At 76.6% G+C, this 18,758-nt stretch carries 18 protein-coding genes; 4 read left to right on the plus strand and 14 right to left on the minus strand.

The window, feature by feature from the left end:
- Positions 1–44: 44 nt before the first annotated feature.
- Together ACGFI9_RS17330 and pknB are read right to left on the minus strand one after the other, a co-directional pair.
- Positions 45–917 carry a deoxyribonuclease IV gene (locus ACGFI9_RS17330; RefSeq protein WP_393178971.1) on the minus strand — a complete coding sequence of 291 codons (873 nt, stop codon included), beginning with the start codon at positions 915–917 and terminating at the stop codon, positions 45–47.
- Positions 914–2,896 carry a Stk1 family PASTA domain-containing Ser/Thr kinase gene (gene pknB, locus ACGFI9_RS17335; RefSeq protein ID WP_393178972.1) on the minus strand — a complete coding sequence of 661 codons (1,983 nt, stop codon included), beginning with the start codon at positions 2,894–2,896 and terminating at the stop codon, positions 914–916. Before pknB ends, ACGFI9_RS17330 begins: the two co-directional genes overlap by 4 nt.
- A gap of 167 nt (positions 2,897–3,063) precedes the next feature.
- Between pknB and ACGFI9_RS17340 the strand changes: the two genes are divergently transcribed.
- The gene (locus ACGFI9_RS17340) at positions 3,064–3,456 is read left to right on the plus strand and encodes an Rv2175c family DNA-binding protein (RefSeq protein ID WP_393178973.1); all 393 of its coding nucleotides are present in this window, start codon (positions 3,064–3,066) and stop codon (positions 3,454–3,456) included.
- 113 nt (positions 3,457–3,569) lie between these two features.
- On the opposite strand, the gene ACGFI9_RS17345 is transcribed toward ACGFI9_RS17340, so the two are convergent.
- Both ACGFI9_RS17345 and ACGFI9_RS17350 read right to left on the minus strand, forming a co-directional pair.
- The gene (locus tag ACGFI9_RS17345) at positions 3,570–4,652 is read right to left on the minus strand and encodes a polyprenyl synthetase family protein (protein WP_393178974.1); all 1,083 of its coding nucleotides are present in this window, start codon (positions 4,650–4,652) and stop codon (positions 3,570–3,572) included.
- Positions 4,653–4,661: 9 nt separating this feature from the next.
- The gene (locus tag ACGFI9_RS17350) at positions 4,662–5,900 is read right to left on the minus strand and encodes a transcriptional regulator (RefSeq protein WP_393178975.1); all 1,239 of its coding nucleotides are present in this window, start codon (positions 5,898–5,900) and stop codon (positions 4,662–4,664) included.
- 438 nt (positions 5,901–6,338) lie between these two features.
- On the opposite strand from ACGFI9_RS17350, the gene metF reads away from it, so the two are divergent.
- Positions 6,339–7,256, plus strand: coding sequence for a methylenetetrahydrofolate reductase [NAD(P)H] (metF, locus tag ACGFI9_RS17355; protein ID WP_393178976.1), 918 nt, complete (start codon positions 6,339–6,341; stop codon positions 7,254–7,256).
- Positions 7,257–7,301: 45 nt separating this feature from the next.
- Positions 7,302–7,991 (plus strand): CDP-alcohol phosphatidyltransferase family protein, encoded by a 690-nt coding sequence (locus tag ACGFI9_RS17360; RefSeq protein ID WP_393178977.1) that lies wholly within the window; start codon positions 7,302–7,304, stop codon positions 7,989–7,991.
- Positions 7,992–8,100: 109 nt separating this feature from the next.
- Here ACGFI9_RS17360 and ACGFI9_RS17365 read toward each other — a convergent pair whose 3' ends face one another.
- From ACGFI9_RS17365 to ACGFI9_RS17395, 7 genes are all read right to left on the minus strand, one after another.
- Positions 8,101–9,588, minus strand: coding sequence for a phytoene desaturase family protein (locus ACGFI9_RS17365; protein ID WP_393178978.1), 1,488 nt, complete (start codon positions 9,586–9,588; stop codon positions 8,101–8,103).
- A 13-nt stretch (positions 9,589–9,601) separates the two neighbouring features.
- The gene (locus ACGFI9_RS17370) at positions 9,602–10,729 is read right to left on the minus strand and encodes a glycosyltransferase (protein ID WP_393178979.1); all 1,128 of its coding nucleotides are present in this window, start codon (positions 10,727–10,729) and stop codon (positions 9,602–9,604) included.
- Between the two features lie 76 nt (positions 10,730–10,805).
- Positions 10,806–11,666 carry a carotenoid biosynthesis protein gene (locus ACGFI9_RS17375; RefSeq protein ID WP_393179355.1) on the minus strand — a complete coding sequence of 287 codons (861 nt, stop codon included), beginning with the start codon at positions 11,664–11,666 and terminating at the stop codon, positions 10,806–10,808.
- Complete coding sequence (locus ACGFI9_RS17380; RefSeq protein WP_393178980.1) at positions 11,666–12,232, minus strand: GNAT family N-acetyltransferase; 567 nt, start codon at positions 12,230–12,232, stop codon at positions 11,666–11,668. Before ACGFI9_RS17380 ends, ACGFI9_RS17375 begins: the two co-directional genes overlap by 1 nt.
- A complete protein-coding gene (locus tag ACGFI9_RS17385; RefSeq protein ID WP_393178981.1) occupies positions 12,229–12,960 on the minus strand; it encodes a monooxygenase in 732 nt (243 codons plus the stop codon). Before ACGFI9_RS17385 ends, ACGFI9_RS17380 begins: the two co-directional genes overlap by 4 nt.
- Positions 12,957–13,445 (minus strand): YbaK/EbsC family protein, encoded by a 489-nt coding sequence (locus tag ACGFI9_RS17390; RefSeq protein ID WP_393178982.1) that lies wholly within the window; start codon positions 13,443–13,445, stop codon positions 12,957–12,959. The genes ACGFI9_RS17385 and ACGFI9_RS17390 overlap by 4 nt, the downstream gene beginning before the upstream one ends.
- Before the next feature lie 175 nt (positions 13,446–13,620).
- Positions 13,621–14,322 carry a TetR/AcrR family transcriptional regulator gene (locus tag ACGFI9_RS17395; RefSeq protein ID WP_393178983.1) on the minus strand — a complete coding sequence of 234 codons (702 nt, stop codon included), beginning with the start codon at positions 14,320–14,322 and terminating at the stop codon, positions 13,621–13,623.
- Between the two features lie 102 nt (positions 14,323–14,424).
- Here ACGFI9_RS17395 and ACGFI9_RS17400 point away from each other — a divergent pair, with 102 nt between their 5' ends.
- On the plus strand, positions 14,425–15,615 hold the full coding sequence (locus tag ACGFI9_RS17400) for an FAD-dependent monooxygenase (RefSeq protein ID WP_393178984.1): 1,191 nt from the start codon (positions 14,425–14,427) through the stop codon (positions 15,613–15,615).
- Here the strand turns inward: ACGFI9_RS17400 and ACGFI9_RS17405 are convergent.
- The 3 genes from ACGFI9_RS17405 to ACGFI9_RS17415 are packed head-to-tail and all read right to left on the minus strand — an operon-like array spanning position 15,597 to position 18,339.
- Positions 15,597–16,421, minus strand: coding sequence for an FAD:protein FMN transferase (locus ACGFI9_RS17405; protein ID WP_393178985.1), 825 nt, complete (start codon positions 16,419–16,421; stop codon positions 15,597–15,599). The two genes, ACGFI9_RS17400 and ACGFI9_RS17405, sit on opposite strands and share 19 nt — an antisense overlap.
- The gene (locus ACGFI9_RS17410; protein ID WP_393178986.1) at positions 16,418–16,921 is read right to left on the minus strand and encodes an FMN-binding protein; all 504 of its coding nucleotides are present in this window, start codon (positions 16,919–16,921) and stop codon (positions 16,418–16,420) included. Before ACGFI9_RS17410 ends, ACGFI9_RS17405 begins: the two co-directional genes overlap by 4 nt.
- A 20-nt stretch (positions 16,922–16,941) precedes the next feature.
- Positions 16,942–18,339 carry a ferric reductase-like transmembrane domain-containing protein gene (locus tag ACGFI9_RS17415; protein ID WP_393178987.1) on the minus strand — a complete coding sequence of 466 codons (1,398 nt, stop codon included), beginning with the start codon at positions 18,337–18,339 and terminating at the stop codon, positions 16,942–16,944.
- Positions 18,340–18,758 lie beyond the last annotated feature (419 nt).

An 18,758-nucleotide genomic window follows, 5' to 3' on the forward strand; every position in this document is an offset into this window, starting at 1 on the left:
CCCCTTGATCAACTGCAGGGTTGCGGCGCGAGGGTGGGGCGCGGTCAGGGGTGGAGGCGCTTGAGGGTGGCGATGTCGGCGGCGTGGCCGACGTGCTTCTCCGTGGGGGTCTCCACCAGGACCGGGACGCCGGCCGTGGCGGGGTGGCGCATCAGCTCGGCGAACGCGGGTTCGCCGATGGTGCCCTTGCCGATGTTCTCGTGCCGGTCCCGGGTCGAGCCGCACAGGTCCTTCGAGTCGTTGGCGTGCACCAGCTTCAACCGGCCCGCCCCGACCGTGGCGACCAGGGTGTCCAGCGTCGCGGTCATCCCACCCTCGGCGGCCAGGTCGTGCCCGGCGGCCCAGGCGTGGCAGGTGTCGAAGCAGACGCCCATCATCGGGTGCCGCTCCACCGCGTCCAGGTAGGGACCCAGGTGCTCCACCCGGGAGGCCAGCGACCGGCCGCCCCCGGCGCTCGGCTCCACCAGCAGCATCGGCCCGCCGGCCGCCGCCGTCTCGTCCAGCAGCGGCAGCAGGGTCTCGCGTACCTGCCGCATCGCCGCCTCGGCGTGCCCGGCGTCCACCGCGCTGCCGGCGTGGAACACCACCCCCTCGGCGCCGATGGCCCGGCCCCGGCGCAGCGCGTGCGCCAGGGTCTGCGCCGACCGTTCGACGGTGGCGGGGGTGGGGGAGCCCAGGTTGACCAGCAGCGAGGCGTGGATGAACACCGGCAGGCCGCGCTCGCCGCAGCCGTCCCGGAACAGCCCGTCCTGGGCCGGGTCGCCGGCCGGCAGGGCCCAGCCCCGCGAGTTGGAGACGTAGACCTGCACCACCTCGGAGGCGGCCGCGTCGACGTACGGCAACGCCGCCTTCGCCAGGCCGCCCGAGGTGGGGGTGTGCGAGCCGACCCGCCGTCGCCCGCCGCCGTTCGCGCTCACAGGCAGGTCACCGTGACCGTGGTGCCCGGCGGCACCGGGGTGTTCTCCGGCGGGTTCTGGAAGCGGGCCACCCCGTTGGGGTTGAGCTGGAGGTTGGCCGGGAAGCCCTGGCTCTCCAGCACCTGCTTCGCCTGCTGGCAGGGCATGTCGACGACCCGGGGCACCGGCACCTGCGCCGGCCCCTTGCTGATCTCCAGCTTGACCTGGGCGCCCTTCTCCACGCCGGTGCCGTCGGCCGGGCTCTGGCCGAGGACCTCGTCCTTCGGCTTGTCGGAGTCCTTGTACGTCTCGACCGGGGTCAGCCCGAGCTGGGCGAGGATGGTGCGCGCCTCGTTGATGTTCTTGCCGACCAGGTTGGGCACGCTGATCGGGGCCCGGCCCTTGCTCAGCACCAGGGTCACCTTCGTGCCCGGCTTGACCACCGTGCCCGTCTTCGGGTTGGTCTCCAGCACCACCCCGGCCGGGAGCGCGTCGTCGTACCGGGCGGGGCCCTTGACCACGACCAGCTTGGCGTCGGTCAGCTCGGCCTGGGCCACCTCGAAGTCCTTGCCCACCACGTCCGGCACCGGCAGCTGCTCCGGGCCGAGGGACAGGGTCAGGGTGATGGTGCCGCCCTTGACGATCCGGGCGGCCGAGGCCGGGTCCTGCCCCAGCACGCTGTCCTTCGGGACCTTCTCGTCGTAGCGGGGCTCGGCGTACCGGAGGGTGAAGCCGCCCCGGGCGGCCTGCGCCTCCGCCTCGGCCCTGGTCAGGCTGACCAGCTGCGGGGCGACCGTGTAGCGCCCGACGCCGAACCACCAGCCGCCGACCGCGGCCACCAGGCCGAGCACCACGGCCACCGCGGCGACCGCCAGCCGGCCGCGGGGCGAGCCCATCACCCGGGTACGCAGCCCGGCCAGCCGGGAACCGAGGCTCTCGTCCTCGACGGCGGCCCGGCGGCGGTGCGGGCGCTGCCCGCCGCCCTCCGGCAGCCGCGCCCAGGCCGGGCGCTCGGCCGGGCGGACCGCCGCCACCACCATGGTCGGCTGGGCCACCGGGGCGGTCTCGTCCACCCGGCGCAGCACCGCGGTGTGCGACTGGGCGTTGCCCAGGTCGTCCCGGGCCACCTGCACCTCGGCCAGCAGCGCGCCGGCGTCGGTGGGACGGGCCCCCGGATCCCGCCGCGTGGCCCGGCCGACCAGGTCGTCGAGGACCTTCGGCAGCCCCGGCACCAGCGTCGACGGGGCGGGCACGTCCCGGTCGACGTGCTGCCAGGCGATCTCCACCGGGCGGTCGCCGTCGTACGGCACCCGGCCGGTGAGCATCTCGAACAGCACGATGCCGGCGGAGTAGACGTCGGTGCGCGGGTCGGCCCGGCCCTCGGTGACCAGCTCCGGGGCGACGTACGCCACGGTGGCCATCAGCTGGTTGCCGTTCTCCTCCTCGGCGCTCGCCTCGACCGCGCGGGCCAGCCCGAAGTCGGCCACCTTGACCACGCTGTCCACCAGGTTGGCGGCGCCGCCGGTGGGCGCCTCGGCGACCAGCACGTTCTCCGGCTTGACGTCGCGGTGCACCAGGCCGGCCCGGTGCGCGGCGGCGATCGCGGCGAGCATCTGCTCCGCGATGGCCAGCGCCTCGTCCGGGTTGAGCCGGCGCCGCTCGGTCAGCACGTCACGCAGGGTGCGCCCCCGCACGTACTCCATCACCAGGTAGGGGAGGCCGGCGTGGGTGCCCTGGTCGTAGACCGCCACCACGTTCGGGTGGGTCAGCCGGGCGATGGTCTTCGCCTCGTCGGTGAACCGCGCCACGAAGCCGGCCAGGCGGGCCCGGGCCTCCGGCGCCTGGGTCGGATGGATGATCTTGACCGCCACGGTGCGCTCCAGGCGCTCGTCGGTGGCGGTGTACACGGTCGCCATGCCACCACGGGCCACGCGACCGCGGATGCGGTAGCGCCCGTCGATCAGCGAGCCCAGCAACGTGTCGGCGACCTGTGTGTCCATCGGCAGGAAGTCTATGTGTCCATCGGGTGAAGGTTGAACAGGATGCTACCGCCGGGGTGCGACCCGGCCACCCCGACGCGCACGTCCGGCCCGCCGACCAGGGCCGCCGCCCCCGCGGGACGGGGTGCCGGTGCCGGGTCCGGGCCGGCACGTGGCAGGGTGGTCGGGTGACCGATTCCGTACCCGTCGACCCGGCCGCCGCCGGGGCCGACCTGCCCGGCCCCACCGACCCGGCGGGCTGGCTGACCCTGCCGGACGTGGCCGAGCGCCTCGACCTGTCGATCAGCAAGGTGCATCAGATGATCCGGGACCGGGAGTTGATCGCGGTACGCCGCGACGGCGTGCGCCGCATCCCGGCCGACCTGGTGGCCAACCGTACCGTGCTCAAGCACCTGCCCGGCGTGCTCAACCTGCTCGCCGACGCCGGATACGACGACGAGGAGGCGCTGCGCTGGCTCTACCAGGAGGACCCCACCCTCCCCGCCGGTACGCCCGCCGCCGCCCTCGCCGGCGACCAGGCCCGCGAGATCAAGCGCCGCGCCCAGGCCCTCGGCTTCTGACCCCACCCCCCGCCCCTCCCCGTTGATCATGAAGTTATTGCTCCGACACGCCGGGATCGGCGGCAACAACTTCATGATCAACCCGGGTGGGGCTGGGTGGGAGGGGGAGGGGGTCAGTCGGTGCGGCGGGTGGCGGCGATGGCCAGGTCGACGAGGGCCTGTCGGGCCTCGGTGTCCAGGTCGACGGTGGCCAGGGCGGCCAGCGCGCTCTCGGTGAGCGCGGCGATCCGCCGCTCGGTACGCTCCAGCGCCCCGCTCGCCGTGATCACCTCACGCAGCCGGGCCACCCCCTCGGCGTCCAGCCCCGGGTCGCCGAGCCCGCCCAGCAGCAGTTCCCGGCCCGCCTCGTCGACCGCCTCCAGGGCCGCCGCGACCAGATACGTCCGCTTGCCCTCGCGCAGGTCGTCGCCGGCCGGCTTGCCGGTGCGCTCCGGGTCTCCGAAGACCCCCAGCACGTCGTCGCGGAGCTGGAACGCCTCGCCCAGCGGCAGCCCGTACGCCGAGTACGCGGCGTGCACCTCGGGCGGCGCGTCGGCCAGCGCGGCACCCAGCAGCAGCGGCCGCTCGACCGTGTACTTCGCCGACTTGTACCGGGCCACCTTGCCGGCCCGTTCCCGCGAGGTGTCCCCGGTGGCCTGGGTCAGCACGTCCAGGTACTGCCCGACGGTCACCTCGGTGCGCATCTCGTCGAAGACCGGCCGGGCCCGGGCCACCGTACGCGGGTCGAGGCCGGCCGAGTGCAGCAGCTCGTCCGACCAGACCAGGCAGAGGTCGCCGAGGAGGATCGCCGCGGCGTCCCCGAACCCGTCCGGGTCGCCGCCCCAGCCCGCCTCCCGGTGCCGGGCCGCGAACCGCCGGTGCACCGAGGGCTCGCCCCGCCGGGTGTCCGAGCGGTCCATCAGGTCGTCGTGGATCAAGGCGCTGGCCTGCACGAACTCCAGCGCCGCCAGGGCGCACACCACCTGGTCGGAGTCGATCCCGCGGGCGCCCCGGTAGCCCCAGTACGCGAAGGCCGGGCGCAGCCGCTTCCCGCCCCCCAGCACGAACGCCTCGATCGCCTCGGCGACCGGCACCAGTCCGGCGTCGACGCCGGTCAGCCAGCCGCGCTGGCCCGCGAGGAACTCGGTGAGCGACTTGTCGATCCGCTGGCGCAGGCCGGCGCGGTCGACCGGGGAGACGGGAGCAGCGTGGGTCACGCCACGACGCTAGCCGGTCCCCACCGGTCCCGTCGTGTCGCGGGGTCGGCGTGGCGCGCGGGGTGCGGCCCGGGGCCGCGACCCGGCCGCCCCGGGCCCGTTGCCCGGCCGCACCGGCAGCCAGGGCCGGGCCTCCGCCAGCAGGCCGGCGTACCGCCGGGCGGCCGGCTCGTCGCGGTGCGCGGCCAGCCGGCGACGGACCTCGGTGAGCTGGCCGACCGCCCGGGGCGAGCCGGACCGGACGGCGTCGAGCAGCGCCGCCCCGGCCACCGTGCAGGCGGCCTCCACCTCGCCGAGCTGGAGGTGCCCCCGGGCCAGCCAGCCGCCGTAGACCGCCGCCCGTCGGGGCCGCTCCCGACCGCCCACGGCCGGGCCGAGCAGCGGCACCGCCGGCCCGGGCCGGCCCAGCGCGACCAGGGTGCGACCGGTCAGCGCCGCCAGCTCGGCCGGGTCGAGCCAGTACAGCCAGGGCGGTTCCCGGTCCGGTTCGGGGCCGCCGGTCCGCGCGGCGGCGTCCAGCGCCCGCCGGGCCGCCCGGGACCGCCCGGCGAGCGCGGCGGCGAACGCCACCCGGTGCAGCAGCAGGGCCCGCAGCCCGGGCGAGGCCGCGTCCCGGCAGCCCGCGCACCCGGCCCGGGCCAGGGCGAGCGCCCCCACCGGGTCGCCGACGCCGGCCAGCAGGTGGCTCGCCGACCCGAGCACGTGCCCGGCGAACGCCGGGTCGGCGGCGGCCGCCGCCGCGCGCAGCGCCAGCCGGTAGGCGTCCAGGGCGGCGGTCACCTCCCCGGCGTCGGCGGCGAGCCAGCCGGCGAGCTGGGCGGACTCGGCCAGCACCGGCAGCAGTCGACGGCGGCCCACCGGCCCGGCGGCCCGGTAGGCCCGGACCGCCCGGCGCAGCCGGCGGGTGCCGTGCCCGGCCAGATCCGCCCCGCCGAGCAGGTCGTCCCAGCGACGCAGGTCGGCGAGGTCGCCGCCGGCCGGCACGTCGGCCGCCGGCCCGCCCGGCTCCCGTACGCCCGGCTCGGCGCCGCCCGCCTCCCGTACGCCTGGCTCGATCCCGCCCGGCTCCGCCCCGACGACGGACGGCACCCAACCCGACCCGGTCGCGCCGGCCGGGTCGGCCGACCAGCGGTGCGCCAGGGTGAGCAGGGCGGTCCGCGAGCGGGCGGCGGCCCGGTCCACCGCCGCCGGCACCACCCCCAGCCGGCGGCTGTGCCGCCGCCTCGGCGAGCAGGCCGCCCGGCACACCCAGGACCACCGCGAGCCAGCCCAGCCAGAAGTCGCCGGGGAGCCGTCGCTGGCGCTCCCACCGGGAGATCTCGTGCCGGGTCAGGGTCGGCACGCCGGAGGCGGCGCAGAGCGCCGCCGCGACCCGCTGCTGGCTCCACCCGCGCGTGGCCCGCAGGTGGGCCAGGAGCGGCCCGAGCGGGCGCGGGTCGGGGGGCGGGAACGGGCTCATCGGTCCTCCGGAGGGCATCGGCGCGGGTGACGACGCGGACGCCCGGCCGTGCCGGACCGGCACGTCGCCGATCGTGCTGACCCCCGCGCGGCCCCCGGGCGCCGGCCGCCGGCCGGTCCCTCCGCGCTGCCCCGTTTCTACCCCTGGGGTACGACGCTCCGCCCGCGCCGCGCTCGCAGGCTGGGAAGATCCTGGGTACGGCGGGACGCGGCGACTACAGTCGGGGCGTGGCGCTCGGTCTTCCCTCCGTCCTCCCCAACCCGCAGCCGGCGATCGGGGAGCTGATCCGCCACGGCCAGCCGACCTTCTCCTTCGAGTTCTTCCCACCGAAGACCCCGCAGGGGGAGCGGCTGCTCTGGCAGGCCATCCGCGAGCTGGAGTCGCTGCGCCCCTCGTTCGTCTCGATCACGTACGGCGCCGGCGGCTCGACCCGGGACACCACGGTCTCGGTGACCGAGCGGATCGCCACCGAGACCACCCTGCTGCCGATGGCGCACCTGACCGCGGTCAACCACTCGGTCGCCGAGCTGCGGCACGTCATCGGCCGGCTGGCCTCGGTCGGCGTCCGCAACGTGCTGGCCGTACGCGGCGACCCGCCGGGCAACCCGGGCGGCGAGTGGATCCCGCACCCGGAGGGCGTGCGCTACGCCGAGGAGCTGGTCCGGCTGATCCGCGACGCGGGCGACTTCAGCGTCGGGGTGGCGGCCTTCCCGTACAAGCACCCGCGCTCGCCGGACGTGGCCAGCGACACGGAGCACTTCGTCCGCAAGTGCCGGGCGGGGGCCGAGTTCGCCATCACCCAGATGTTCTTCGACGCCGACGACTACCTGCGGCTGCGGGACCGGGTGGCGGCGGCCGGCTGCGACACGCCGATCCTGGCCGGGGTGATGCCGGTGACCCAGATCGGCACGATCGAGCGGTCCGTGCAGCTCTCCGGAGCGCCGTTCCCGCCCGCGCTGGCCGCGCGCTTCGAGCAGGTGGCCGACGACCCGGAGGCGGTCCGGCGGCTCGGCATCGAGCAGGCCAGCGAGATGTGCGCCAGGCTGCTGGACGAGGGCGTGCCGGGGATCCACTTCATCACCCTCAACCGGTCCACCGCCACCCGCGAGGTCTGGCAGCACCTGCGGGTCGACGCCCGGGTCTGACCAGCCGGCCCACGACACCCGCACCGCCCTTCTACGGTTGATCCCGTGGTGGGCACACAGCTGAACTGGGACCAGTACGCGACCGTGTGGGCGCGGCTGCACGGCGGGTTCGACCCCCGGGTGGCCGCGCCGGTGGTCCGGGCCTGGCTGCGCTTCGCCTACCACGTGGGCTACCTCCTGGGCCGGCTCCGGATCGGCCCGACCGCGGTCACCGTGGTCGGGGTGCTGCTCTGCTTCTGCGTACCGCTGGTGGTCGGCCGGGCGGGCGACGGCCCGTTCCTCGCCGCGCTGTTCGTGCTGCTCGCCGCCGTGGCGGACAGCGTGGACGGGGCGGTGGCGGTGGCCACGAACCGCACCACCCGGCTCGGGTACGTCTACGACTCGGTCGCCGACCGGCTCGGTGAGGCCGCCTGGCTGACCGCGTTCTGGCTGATCGGCGCGCCCGGCGCGCTGGTCGCCGCGGCCGGCGGCCTGTCCTGGCTGCACGAGTACGTCCGGGCCCGGGCGGTCGCGGCCGGGATGCGGGAGATCGGCGCGGTCACCGTCGGGGAGCGGCCCACCCGGGTCTGCGTGGCCCTGGGCGGGCTGGTGGTGGCCGGGCTCACCGGGCTGCTCGACGCCGACCTGACCGCCGGCACCATCACCATGGCGACCACGGTCTGGGTGCTGCTGGCCGGCTTCGGCCTGGGGCAGCTCATGTCCGCCGTCCGCCGCGCCCTGATCGACGCCGGCTGACGCGGCCCTCCCCGCTCCGCCCACCCGGCCACCCGCGCCGCGCCCCCGACCGCAGGCGTTAAGAAGGGACCCCTGCTCTGCACCAGGCGTTAAGAAGGGGCCCTTCCTTTCACCAGGCCGGGCCGATCTCGTCGGCGACGATCTGCGCGGACAGGGTGACCATGGGCAGGCCGCCGCCGGGGTGGGTGGAGCCGCCGACCAGCCACAACCCGGCCGCCGGGCCCCGGTTGGCCGGGCGCAGCAGCCCGCCCGCGGTGCCGTGGATGGCCCCGCCCGGCGTGCCGGTGGCGGTGTGCAGGTCGGCCGGGGTGCGGATCTCCCGGAACACCAGCCGGTCCCGGACGTCCACCCCCCGCTCGGCGAGCACGTCGAGGATCCGGTCGGCGTACGCCTCGGCCAGCCCCGGCCGGCGCCAGTCGACCGCGCCCGCCGCGGTGCCGTGGCGGGCGGCGTTGACCAGCACGAACCACGCCTCGTGCCCGTCCGGGCGGACGGTCGGGTCGTCGGCCACGGTGACGAAGACCGTCGGATCGGGAGCCGGCCGGGCCCGGACGCCGCGCCCCGGATCGCCGAAGACCGCGTCGAACTCGGCGTCGTAGTCGCCGGGGAAGAAGACGGTGTGGTGAGCCAGCCCGGAGTCCCCGCGTACGCCGAGCAGCAGCACGAAGCCGGCCAGGCTGCGGTCGGTGAGCCCGGCCAGCCGGCGCGGGCTGGGCAGCAGGTCCCGGTAGAGGGTGAGCGCGTCCACGTTGGCCACCACCACGTCGGCCGGGACGGGGGCGGCCAGCCCGGCGAGGCGTACCCCGTGCACCCGGCCGCCGGCGGCGTCGATCCGGGTGACCGTGGTGCCGGTCTGCACCACCACGCCCAGGTCCAGGCAGCGGGAGAGCAGCGCGTCGGCCAGGCTGCCCAGCCCGCCGCGCAGGTACCAGCCGCCGAACGCCAGCTCCGCGTAGGGGACGGCGACCAGCGCGGCCGGGGCGCGGCGCGGGTCCGCGCCGGTGTACGTGGCGTACCGGTCGAGCAGCATCCGCAGCCGCGGGTCGGACAGGTGGCCGCGGCCGAGGCCGCGCAGGGTGCGGCCGGGGCCGATGGCCGCGAGGTCGCCGAGCCGCCAGGCCAGCCGGGCCAGGTCGCGGGGAGAGTCGACGGCCCGGCCGAGGATGTCCCGGTGCGACGCCTCCCACACCCGGGTGGCCCGTCGCCACAGCCGCTGCCAGTCCGCGGCGGCCCGGTCGCCGAGGGCCGCGCCGATCCGGGCGGTGAACTCGGCCGGGTCGGCGCAGGAGTCCAGGGTGGGCCCGCCGCCGGGGAAGACGTGCCGGACGATCGGGTCGAGCGGCACGAGGTCCAGGTATTCGTCCAGCTTCGCCCCGGTGGCCTCGAACAGGTCGTGGAAGACCTGCGGCAGGGTGACCAGGCTGGGTCCGGTGTCGAACCGGTAGGTCCCCGCCGGGGTGTCGTGCGGGTACCGGCCGAGCTTGCCGCCGACCGTGTCGGCCTGCTCGAACACGGTGACCTCGTGCCCGGTGACCGCCAGCCGGGCGGCGGCCGCGAGCCCGCCCACGCCGGCGCCGATGACCACGATCCGCGCCATGACGTGCCCCCTCCTAGCCCACCGGGCGACCCCGCCAGGTGAGCCGGCGTCGCTTCCGCAGATGGTACGACCGGAGGGTGAGCCAACCGAGTAACCCGACCGACACGGGGTGTGCCAGCGCGTCGGGCCAGGCCCGTCCGCCGGTGGCCCGGGCGGTCACCACCCGCCCGGCCACCCCAAGCGAATATGCGACCAGCGCAACCATTGACTCCAGTGGAGCCGCACGGGCGAGCAGCACCACGGCGATCAGCGGGGGAGCGGTGTAGAGCAGGAGCAGCAGGGCGACCACCACGGCCGCGGCGACCGGGTGCCCGAACGAGGCCCAGAGCGACTTGGTGTAGCCGTCGCGCAGCTGCGGCCAGGTCTCGTACATCCGGCAGGCGGCCAGCCGGGAGCCGTCCGCGAGGGCGATCCGGCCCCCGGCCCGCTTGACCGCCCGGGCCAGCCCGATGTCCTCCAGGACCTGGTCGGCCACCGCCGCGTGCCCGCCGGCGCGCAGGTAGCCGGCCCGGTCCACCACCAGGAACTGCCCGCCGGCCGCGGCCAGCGACGGCCGCGGCGAGCGTTCCATCGCGCGCAGCGGCAGGAAGGTCAGCCACAGCCACTGCAGCAGCGGCTGCACCAGCCGGTCGGCCGCCGTCCGCACCACGATCCGGGGGTACGGCGACAGCAGCGCCGCGTCCGCCGCGCGCAGCTCGGTCACCGCCGCCGCCACGGCGTACGGGGCGAGCACCACGTCGGCGTCGACGAAGGCGAGCACGGTGGCGGCCGGGTCGGCCCGGCTGGCCAGCTGCCAGCAGGCGTGCGGCTTGCCCAGCCAGCCCGGCGGCGGGGCGACCCCGGTGAGCAGGGTGACCCGAGGGTCGTCGCCGGCCACCGCGCGGACCACCTCGGCGGTGCCGTCGGTCGAGCCGTCGTCGAGCACCACGATCCGCAGGTCGGGTACGCCCCGCTGGGCGAGCAGCGCGCGCAGGCAGGGCGTCACCCGGGTGGCCTCGTCACGCAGCGGCAGCAGCACCGCCACCGCCTCGGTCACCTCGACCGGGCCGGCGGCGGGGCGGCGCAGCCAGCGGGTGGCGTTGACCAGCGTGTGCGCGGTGAGCGCGGCGACCGCGACGGCCAGGGCGAGGACGACGCTCATGCCGTCGCCGTCGCCGTCGCCGTGGGACCGGCGACGCGCCGGGGCGCCGGCGCACCGGGCCGGCCTGTTCGCCCGCTCATGCCGGGGTGTCGACGCCCGGCCGGGCCACCGGCGCCACCGCCCGGGGCGGGCCACCGGCGCGCCGGGCCCGCAGCAGCGCCCCGGCCAGCGGCAGGGCGGCCACCGCCATGCCGGCCGCCCCCCAGAGCGCCGAGGCGGGCAGCCGGAGGAAGACCGCGTGCGCCAGCACGCTGGCGGCGTACGTCCACAGGTAGAGCGCGAACATCGGCGCGTCCCCCGCGTCGGCGCGGTCGACGGCCGGCCCGGCGAGCGGGCGCAGCGCGGCCATCAGCAGCACCGCGAAGAGCAGCCAGCCCAGGTAGTTGCCGGCCGGGACGCCGGGCAGGCCGGGCAGCGCCGGGGTGGGGTCCCGCCAGACCCAGTAGCCCTCGGCCACCATCTGCGGGTCGAGGAAGAGGTCCCAGGCGGCCAGCCCGACCGCCGCGAGCGCGATCCGGCCGACCCGGCCCACCCACCCGCGCGCCGGCCGCTCCCCGGCCGGCCCGGGGGCGGGCTCGGTGAGCCGGACCGCGGCGAGCCAGGCCGGCCAGGCCATCCAGGTCCACGCGAGGGGGATGACCAGCGGCACCCCGGCGAGTTTCGGGCCCAGCTCGCCGGAGTAGTCGTAGCCGCCGAACGGGAAGCCGGTGGCCACCCCGAGCGCCTCGATCGCGAAGCCGCCGCCGGTGGCCACCGCGACCAGCGCCAGCGCGGTACGCGTACCCCGGCTGAGCAGGGCGTGCCCGACGGAGAGCAGCCAACCGAGCAGGACGGTGGCCACGGTCAGCCCGGCCCGCGCGGCGTCGGCGGTGAGCGGGTAGCCGACCTGGGCGAGGACGAGGACGGCCAGCAGCGCCCAGGGCAGCCGGCGCCGGATCACGACGTGGCCGGTACGGGGCCGGGCGGGGGCAGCGGCAGGTCCCGGCCGAGCACCCCGAACGGCCGCTCGTCGCCGGGGAAGTGGAAGTGCCGCAGGATGTCGACGAAGCCGAACCGGCGGTAGAGCCGCCAGGCCCGGGACTTCTGCTCGTCCGCCTCGGGGGTGGAGAGCAGGGTGGTGGTCCCCTCCGCCATGGTGAGCAGGGCGCGCAGCTGGCCGGCGCCGAGGCCGTGCCCCTGCGCGGGCGGCCGGACGTGCAGTTCCACCACCTCGAAGCAGTGGGTCAGCCAGCGCTGCCGGGCGTGCGTGTCCAGCGCCCGGTGCACCTGGTCGTGCCACCACTGGCCGGCGGCGCCGAGGTAGCCGTACCCGAAGCCGGCCAGGTGCCCTTCGGTGGTGAGGCTGGCGACGGCGCGGAAGCCGGGCCGGCGGACGTGGGTGGCGATGTAGCCGCGCCGCGCCTCCAGCAGGTCGGCGCGGTAGCCCATCGCCTCGCCGTAGACGGCCACCACGTCGTCCAGCCGCCGGACCAGATCGTCCGGCGTCCAGCGGACCAACCTCATGCGTGTCCTCTCACCGTTGCCGGGCCGCCCTCGGCCCAGCCCAGCACCGTCCGGTCGCCGACCACGTCACGTACCGCGAACCGGGCGAACAGCTCCTCTGCGTACCACCCCTCGGTGGGGGTGCGGGTGATCGCGGCACGGTGCTCCGGGTGACGGTACGCGAACGCGACGAGGTCCGCCGGGTCCCGCCACAGACTCACCGTGCCCTGCCAGCCGAGCGGGGCCTCGCCGACGCCGAACCGGGCGAGCAGCCCGGGCGCGGCGTGCAGGGCCGCGGCGACCGGCGGGACCGCCCGCCAGAAGGTGACCGCCCGGCGGGGCCGCAGCCGGGCCCGGGTCAGCGCCAGCACCGGCCCGTCGACCGGGCCGCCGGACGGCTCGCCGAACGGCCGCCGGCCGGACCACTCGCCCCGGACGGTCAGCGGGCGCAGGTCCACCCGGACCGCGGCGCGAGCGGCCCGGGCCCAGGAGCGGCCGACCGGCGAGGCGTCGAAGCCGGCCGCGGCGGCGGGGGAGTCCCACACCACCAGGGCGGCCCAGCGGGTCGGGTCGGCGTCGCCCGGGCCGAAGCCGGTGCCGGTCCCGGTGCCGAGCAGCTTGGCGAACCGGACCCCGGGGAGGCGGCGCAGCCGCGCCGGGTGCACCGCCATCCGCCCCAGCGCGCCGGGCACCGCCGGCCGGGGGATCCGCCACACGTGCAGCGTGACCAGCTCGGGGACGGCGGTCACGCCACCTCGGCCGGGGTGCCGGAGGTGATCCGCAGCAGCTCCGCGTACGTGGTGGGGAAGACCGCCTGGGGCACGCCGCCGGCCGCCCACACCTCGCCGTACCCGGCCAGGGCGGTGTCCACCAGGGTGCGCAGCGGCCGGGGGTGGCCGACCGGGGCGACCCCGCCGATCACCTGCCCGGTGTGCTGCCGGACGAACTCCGGGGTGGCCCGGCGCAGCCGGGTGACCCCGATGGACGCGGCCAGCCCGGCGGTGTCCACCCGGTGCGCGCCGGAGGTGAGCACCAGCAGCGGCGCGTCGTCGGCGTCGAAGATGAGCGAGTTGGCGATGGCGCCGACCCCGACGCCGAGCGCCTCGGCCGCCGCCGCGGCGGTGTGCACCGCCGCGGGCAGCAGGCGGACCTGGCTCGCCCCGCCGGAACCGTCCCGCGCGCCCGCGTCGTCGAGCGCCTGTTGCACCGCCTGCACGTTCGGGTGTGGCTGCATGCCCCCATTCTCCCCACCGCCTCCCGACGCGCCCCACCCGCCCACGCCGTGTCCCGCCGCACACTCAAGATCCGCACTGATTCCCGGAAAGAGCGGCCATTCCCACGTGGATGGCCACTCTTTCCGGGAAACAGGCCCCTGGGACAGCGGCCCCTGGGGCGGCGGCCCGGGGCGGTCAGGTGGGGCGGCGGGTGGTGATGAGGGCCTGGATGCCGTCGAGGATGCGGGCCAGGCCGAAGTCGAGGGCCTGGTCGCCGGCGGCCTCGGCGGCGGCGGAGCGGAGCGCGACGTCCAGCGCCGGGAAGCGGTCCTCCCGGCCGCGCAGCAGCGTGGCGAGCCCGGCCTCGCGGCCCTGCGCCGGCGCGGTGCCGGCCGCCGAGTGCTGGGCCAGGTTGCGGGCGTGTCCGATCAGGAGCACCGCGACGTCCATCTGCTCGCCACCGGTCAGCCCGGTGCCGGCGAGGGCGGCGACCACCCGTTCCAGCCAGGCCAGCTCGTGCGGGCCGGGCACCCGGGGGGCGATGGTGGCGGCGTGCGCCCACGGGTGGCGGCGGAACCGGTCGAACATCTGCCGGGTCCAGTCGTCGAGCTGGCCGCGCCAGTCCGCGCCCGCCCGGGGTGGGGGCGGCTCGCCCATCGCCGTCTCCAGCATCAGGGCGACCAGCTCCGCCTTGCCGGGCACGTACCGGTAGAGGGCCATCTTGGTGACGGCCAGCGACTCGGCGACCCGCTGCATGGTCAGCCCCTCGAGCCCGTCGGCGTCGGCGATGGCGATGCCGGCCCGGGCGATCGCGTCGAGGGTGAGGGTGGGGCGGGGGCCCCGGCGGGGGCCGCTGGGCGTGCCCCACAGCAGCTCGTAGAGCCGTCCTTCGTCCACGCCACCGGTCTCCACGCGCACCCTCTCTTGTCCACGGCTCAAAACTGTGTCTACGATACTCTGTATCCGACGGACACAGTTTCGATCCTGGGGGAGAAGATCATGTCCTCTGCACTGCGCGGCTTCCGCGTGCTCGTCTCCGGCGCCGGGGTGGCCGGTCCCGCGGTGGCCTGGTGGCTGTCCCGGCACGGGGCCGAGGTCACCGTCGTCGAGGCCGCCCCGGCGCTGCGGACCAGCGGCTTCGCGGTCGACTTCCGCGGGCCGACCCACCTCGGCGTGCTCGCCGCCATGGGGGTGCTCGACGAGCTGCGCGCGGTGCAGACCCACGCCGGCGCGATGAGCCGGGTCGACGAGCACGGCCGGGAGATCTTCCGGCTGCCGGCCGAGTTCGCCGGCGGCGAGCTGGAGGTCCGCCGCCGGGACCTGTCCCGGATCCTGTACGAGCACGGCGCCGACCGGGTGGAGTACCGGTTCGGCGACCGGATCACCGCGCTCACCGACGCCGCCGACGGGGTGCACGTCGACTTCGCCCGGGGCGCCTCCCGCACCGTCGACCTGGTGGTGGGCGCGGACGGCATGCACTCCGGGGTGCGCCGGCTGGCCCTCGGCCCGGAGTCGGCGTACGTGACCCACCTCGGCTACCAGCTGGCCGGCTGGGACCTGCCGAACGACCTGGGGGCGGACGCCGTCCCCCGGCAGTACAACGTGCCCGGCCGGATGGCCAGCGTCTCCGCCGACCCGCGCGACCCCGACCGGGCCACCGCCCTGGTGGTCTTCGCCGGGCCCCGGCAGGACCACGACCGGCTCGACCCCGAGCGGCAGAAGGCGCTGATCGCCGACGCCTTCGCCGGGCTGGGCTGGCACGTGCCCCGGCTGCTGGCCGGCCTGCGGGACGCGCCGGAGCTCTACTTCGACGCGATCGCCAAGGTCCGGGTGCCCCGCTGGCACACCGGCCGGAGCGTGCTGCTCGGGGACGCGGCGTGGGGCGTCACGCTCGGCGGGATGGGCGTCGGCACCGGGATCGTCGGGGCGTACGTGCTCGCCGGCGAGCTGGCCCTGGCCGGCGGCGACCACCGGGTCGCGCTGCCCGCGTACGAGCGGCGGATGCGCGGGTACGCCGCCCGCTGGCAGCGCGGCGCCAACCCCGGCCACTTCCTGGCCCCGGCCAGCGGGTGGGGCCTGTGGCTGCGCGACCGGCTGCTGGCCGCCCGCCCGGTCCAGTCGATGCTGGTGCGCGGCACCGGGTCGCTGGCCACCGAGGCCGATCTGCCCGACTACGCGGCGCGGGTCTGACCCGCCGGCCGGGAGCCGGGCCAGTCCGGGGTGGCCCGGACCCGGCCGGCGGCGTCCACCAGCAGCGCCGCGTACCCGTCCAGGGTGGCCAGCCAGTCCAGCGCGTCCGCGCCGCGGGCGACGGCCGCGGTCGCGTACACGTCGGCCCAGAGCAGCTCGGGGCCGACCACGGTGACCGACCGGACGGCCTCGGCCGGCCGGCCGGACCGCGGGTCGGTGATGTGCGCGCCGCGCCGCGCGGTGCCCGAGGTGGCGACGGCGCCGTGCGCCTGCTCGACGACGTCGAGCATCCGCTCGGGGCGGTCGGGGTCCTCGATCCCGACCCGCCAGGCCGGCCGGCCCGGCGCGGTACGCAGCAGCACGTCCCCGCCGGCGTTGAGGCAGAGGTCGTGCCCGGGCAGGTCGGCGAGGTGCCGCGCGGCCCGCTCCACCGCCCACCCCTTCACCAGGCCGGACGGGTCGAAGCCGAGGCCGCCGCCGGGCAGCGGCAGACGCCGCGCGTCGAACCACCCGCCGGTCCGCGCGCGGGCCTCCGCGCAGCGCCGCACCACCTCGCGCACCACCGGGTCGACGGTGGCCGGGTCGGGCAGCGCGCCGCCGAGCCGGCCCAGCACGCTGTCCGGCCGGTACGTGCTGAACACCGCGTCCATCCCGCGCAGCTCGGCGAAGACCCGCCCCACCCGCTCCGCCACCACGTCGGCGTGCACCTCGGGCCCGCGCAGGTGCACACTGACCGGCAGCCCCATCACCTGCTCCACCCAGGCGCGCCGGTCGAGTTCCCTGGTCAGGTCCCATCGCGTCCTCACCTCAGGTGTGCCGCGTCGATCGCGGACTGCAGCGATTCCCGGTAGCCGTCGCTGGTGACGGTGGCGCCGGAGACGGTGTCGATCTGGGCGCTCTGCGCGGCCAGGGCCTCCTGGCGCAGGATCGGCACGGCGTAGTCGTTGATCTCCTGGTCCCGGTGGTTGTTGTCGGGCACCTGCAGGGTGGTGACGTCGGTGATCCTCCCGTTCGAGACGGTGATCCGCACCTGCACCGGCCCCCACCGGGTCTGCGCCACCGACCCGGTGGCCGTGCCGCTGCCGCTCGACGAGCCCGACGAGCCCGACGAGCCGGATGAGCCGGACGAGCCGGAGTCCGTGCCGGCGCCGTCGTCGGTCGCGCTCCACGAACTGCCCGCCCCGCCGTCGGAGCCGGAGGCGATCGCGCTGCTCTCCCCACCCGCGCCCATGGTGCTGGTCTTGTAGCTGAACAGCAGGACCAGCGCGGCCACCGTGGAGAGCAGCCAGATGGTGATCCGTCGCACGGATCCTCCTTTCGCGCCTGTCACCAGGCGAAGCGTTCGTGATGGGTGTGCGCGTCGGGCACCCCGGCCGCGCGGACGGCGGCGCGGGCCGCGTCGACCCAGCCGTCCGGTCCGCAGAGGAAGACGTCGTGGGCGGCGACGCCGGGGGAGAGCCGGCGCAGGGCCTCCGCGTCGGACATCCCCTCGGCGTACGCCGGCAGCCAGGCCGGGCGCGTCGCCCGGGGACCGACCAGGTAGTGCACGACCAGCCCGCGCTCCGCGGCGAGCCGGTCCAGCTCCGCCCGGAAGGCCAGGTCGTCGGGGGTACGCGCGCGGTAGAGCAGGACCGCCTCGCCGGGGGCGTACGGCAGCTCCCAGAGCAGCGCCAGCAGCGGGGTGATCCCGACCCCGCAGGCCAGCATGGTGATCCCGCCGCCCCGCCAGTGCTCCCCGGTCAGCCGCCCGTACGGCCCCTCGACCAGCACCCTGGTGCCGGGGCGCAGGGTGGCCACCCGGGCGCTGTCGTCGCCGAGGTCCTTGACCGTGATCCGCATCAGGCCCCCGGTCGGCGGCGCCGACAGCGAGTACGGGTGCGCCCGGGACCAGCCGGGGCCGTCCAGGAACCGCCAGAGGAGGAACTGCCCGGCCCGGGCGGGCAGCCGGTGCAGGTCGCGCCCGCGCAGCCAGACCGAGGTGATCCCGGGCGCCTCGGGGACCACCGCGGCCACCTCGATCCGGTGCCGCAGCGACCGCCAGGCGGGCAGCCCGAGCCGGTAGACCAGCACGCTGGACAGCGCCAGCAGGTAGACGGTCCACCAGTAGGCGCGGGCCGTCGCCGAGGCCAGGAAGTCGGCGCCGGTCCAGAGCTGGTGCGGCAGCGCCAGCGCGACGCCCAGGTACGCGTACAGGTGCAGCAGGTGCCAGGACTCGTAGCGCAGCCGGCGGCGCGCCGCCCGGACCGAGGTCACCACCACCAGCACGAGCAGGGCCAGCGCCGCCGTGGCCAGCAGCATCCCCGGGTACGTGACGACCAGGTCCCAGGTCTCGGCGAGCACGCCCTGCCGGGCGGTGCCGGCGTACCCGAGGACGGTCAGCACCACGTGGGCGAGGAGGAGGTGGAAGGAGGTGAAGCCGGCGAGCCGGTGCCAGCGGGCGATCCGGTCCTGGCCGAAGCTCCGCTCGATCAGCGGCACCCGGGCCATCAGCACCACCTGGATGAGCATCAGGTCGGCGCTGACCAGGCCGGCGAGGCGGCCGAGCGAGGTGAGCCCGGTGGCGACGCCGCCCACCAGCTCCTGCACCCCGCGGTCGGCGGTCCACAGGGCGGTGACGACCAGCAGGCTGAGCACCGCGGCGCTGCCGGCGACATCGGCCCACCAGGCGGGGGCCGCCGGCAGGGCGGGGCGTACGGCCCGCCGGTCGGCCACGGCGGCGGTCACCGGAGGGTCTCTTCGGTACGGCTGACGTTCATGACGTCAACCCTGGGCCGGGGAACTCTGTGCCCCCTTTGCCGATGCTGTGCCCCGGCTGAGAATCCGAACCGTTCTCCGGCGTGTCCCGGTGGCGCGCCGGTCCGGGGGTGGGTCGGCGCCGCCGGCGCGTCACACGTTGCATTTTCGTCGGTGGGGAGGTGTACTGTCGGGGTAGTTAGAACGAGTGTTCGATTCGGTCGTACGCTCGTTCCAACGCCCGGGAGCGGTGTTTCGCGGCTCCGGCTCCCGGGAGGTGCGGTTCCGCGGACCGCACCGGGGCTCCGGACAGTCGCGAGTCCGGACCCGTCAGGCAGGATCGTCGCCCGCCGCCCACGACCCCCGGGCGGCGGGCGACGAACCCGCCGGTACGCCGGCCGGGTGTGGTG

Source organism: Micromonospora sp. NPDC048930, assembly GCF_043197935.1.
In the GTDB taxonomy this organism is placed as follows: Bacteria; Actinomycetota; Actinomycetes; order Mycobacteriales; family Micromonosporaceae; genus Micromonospora.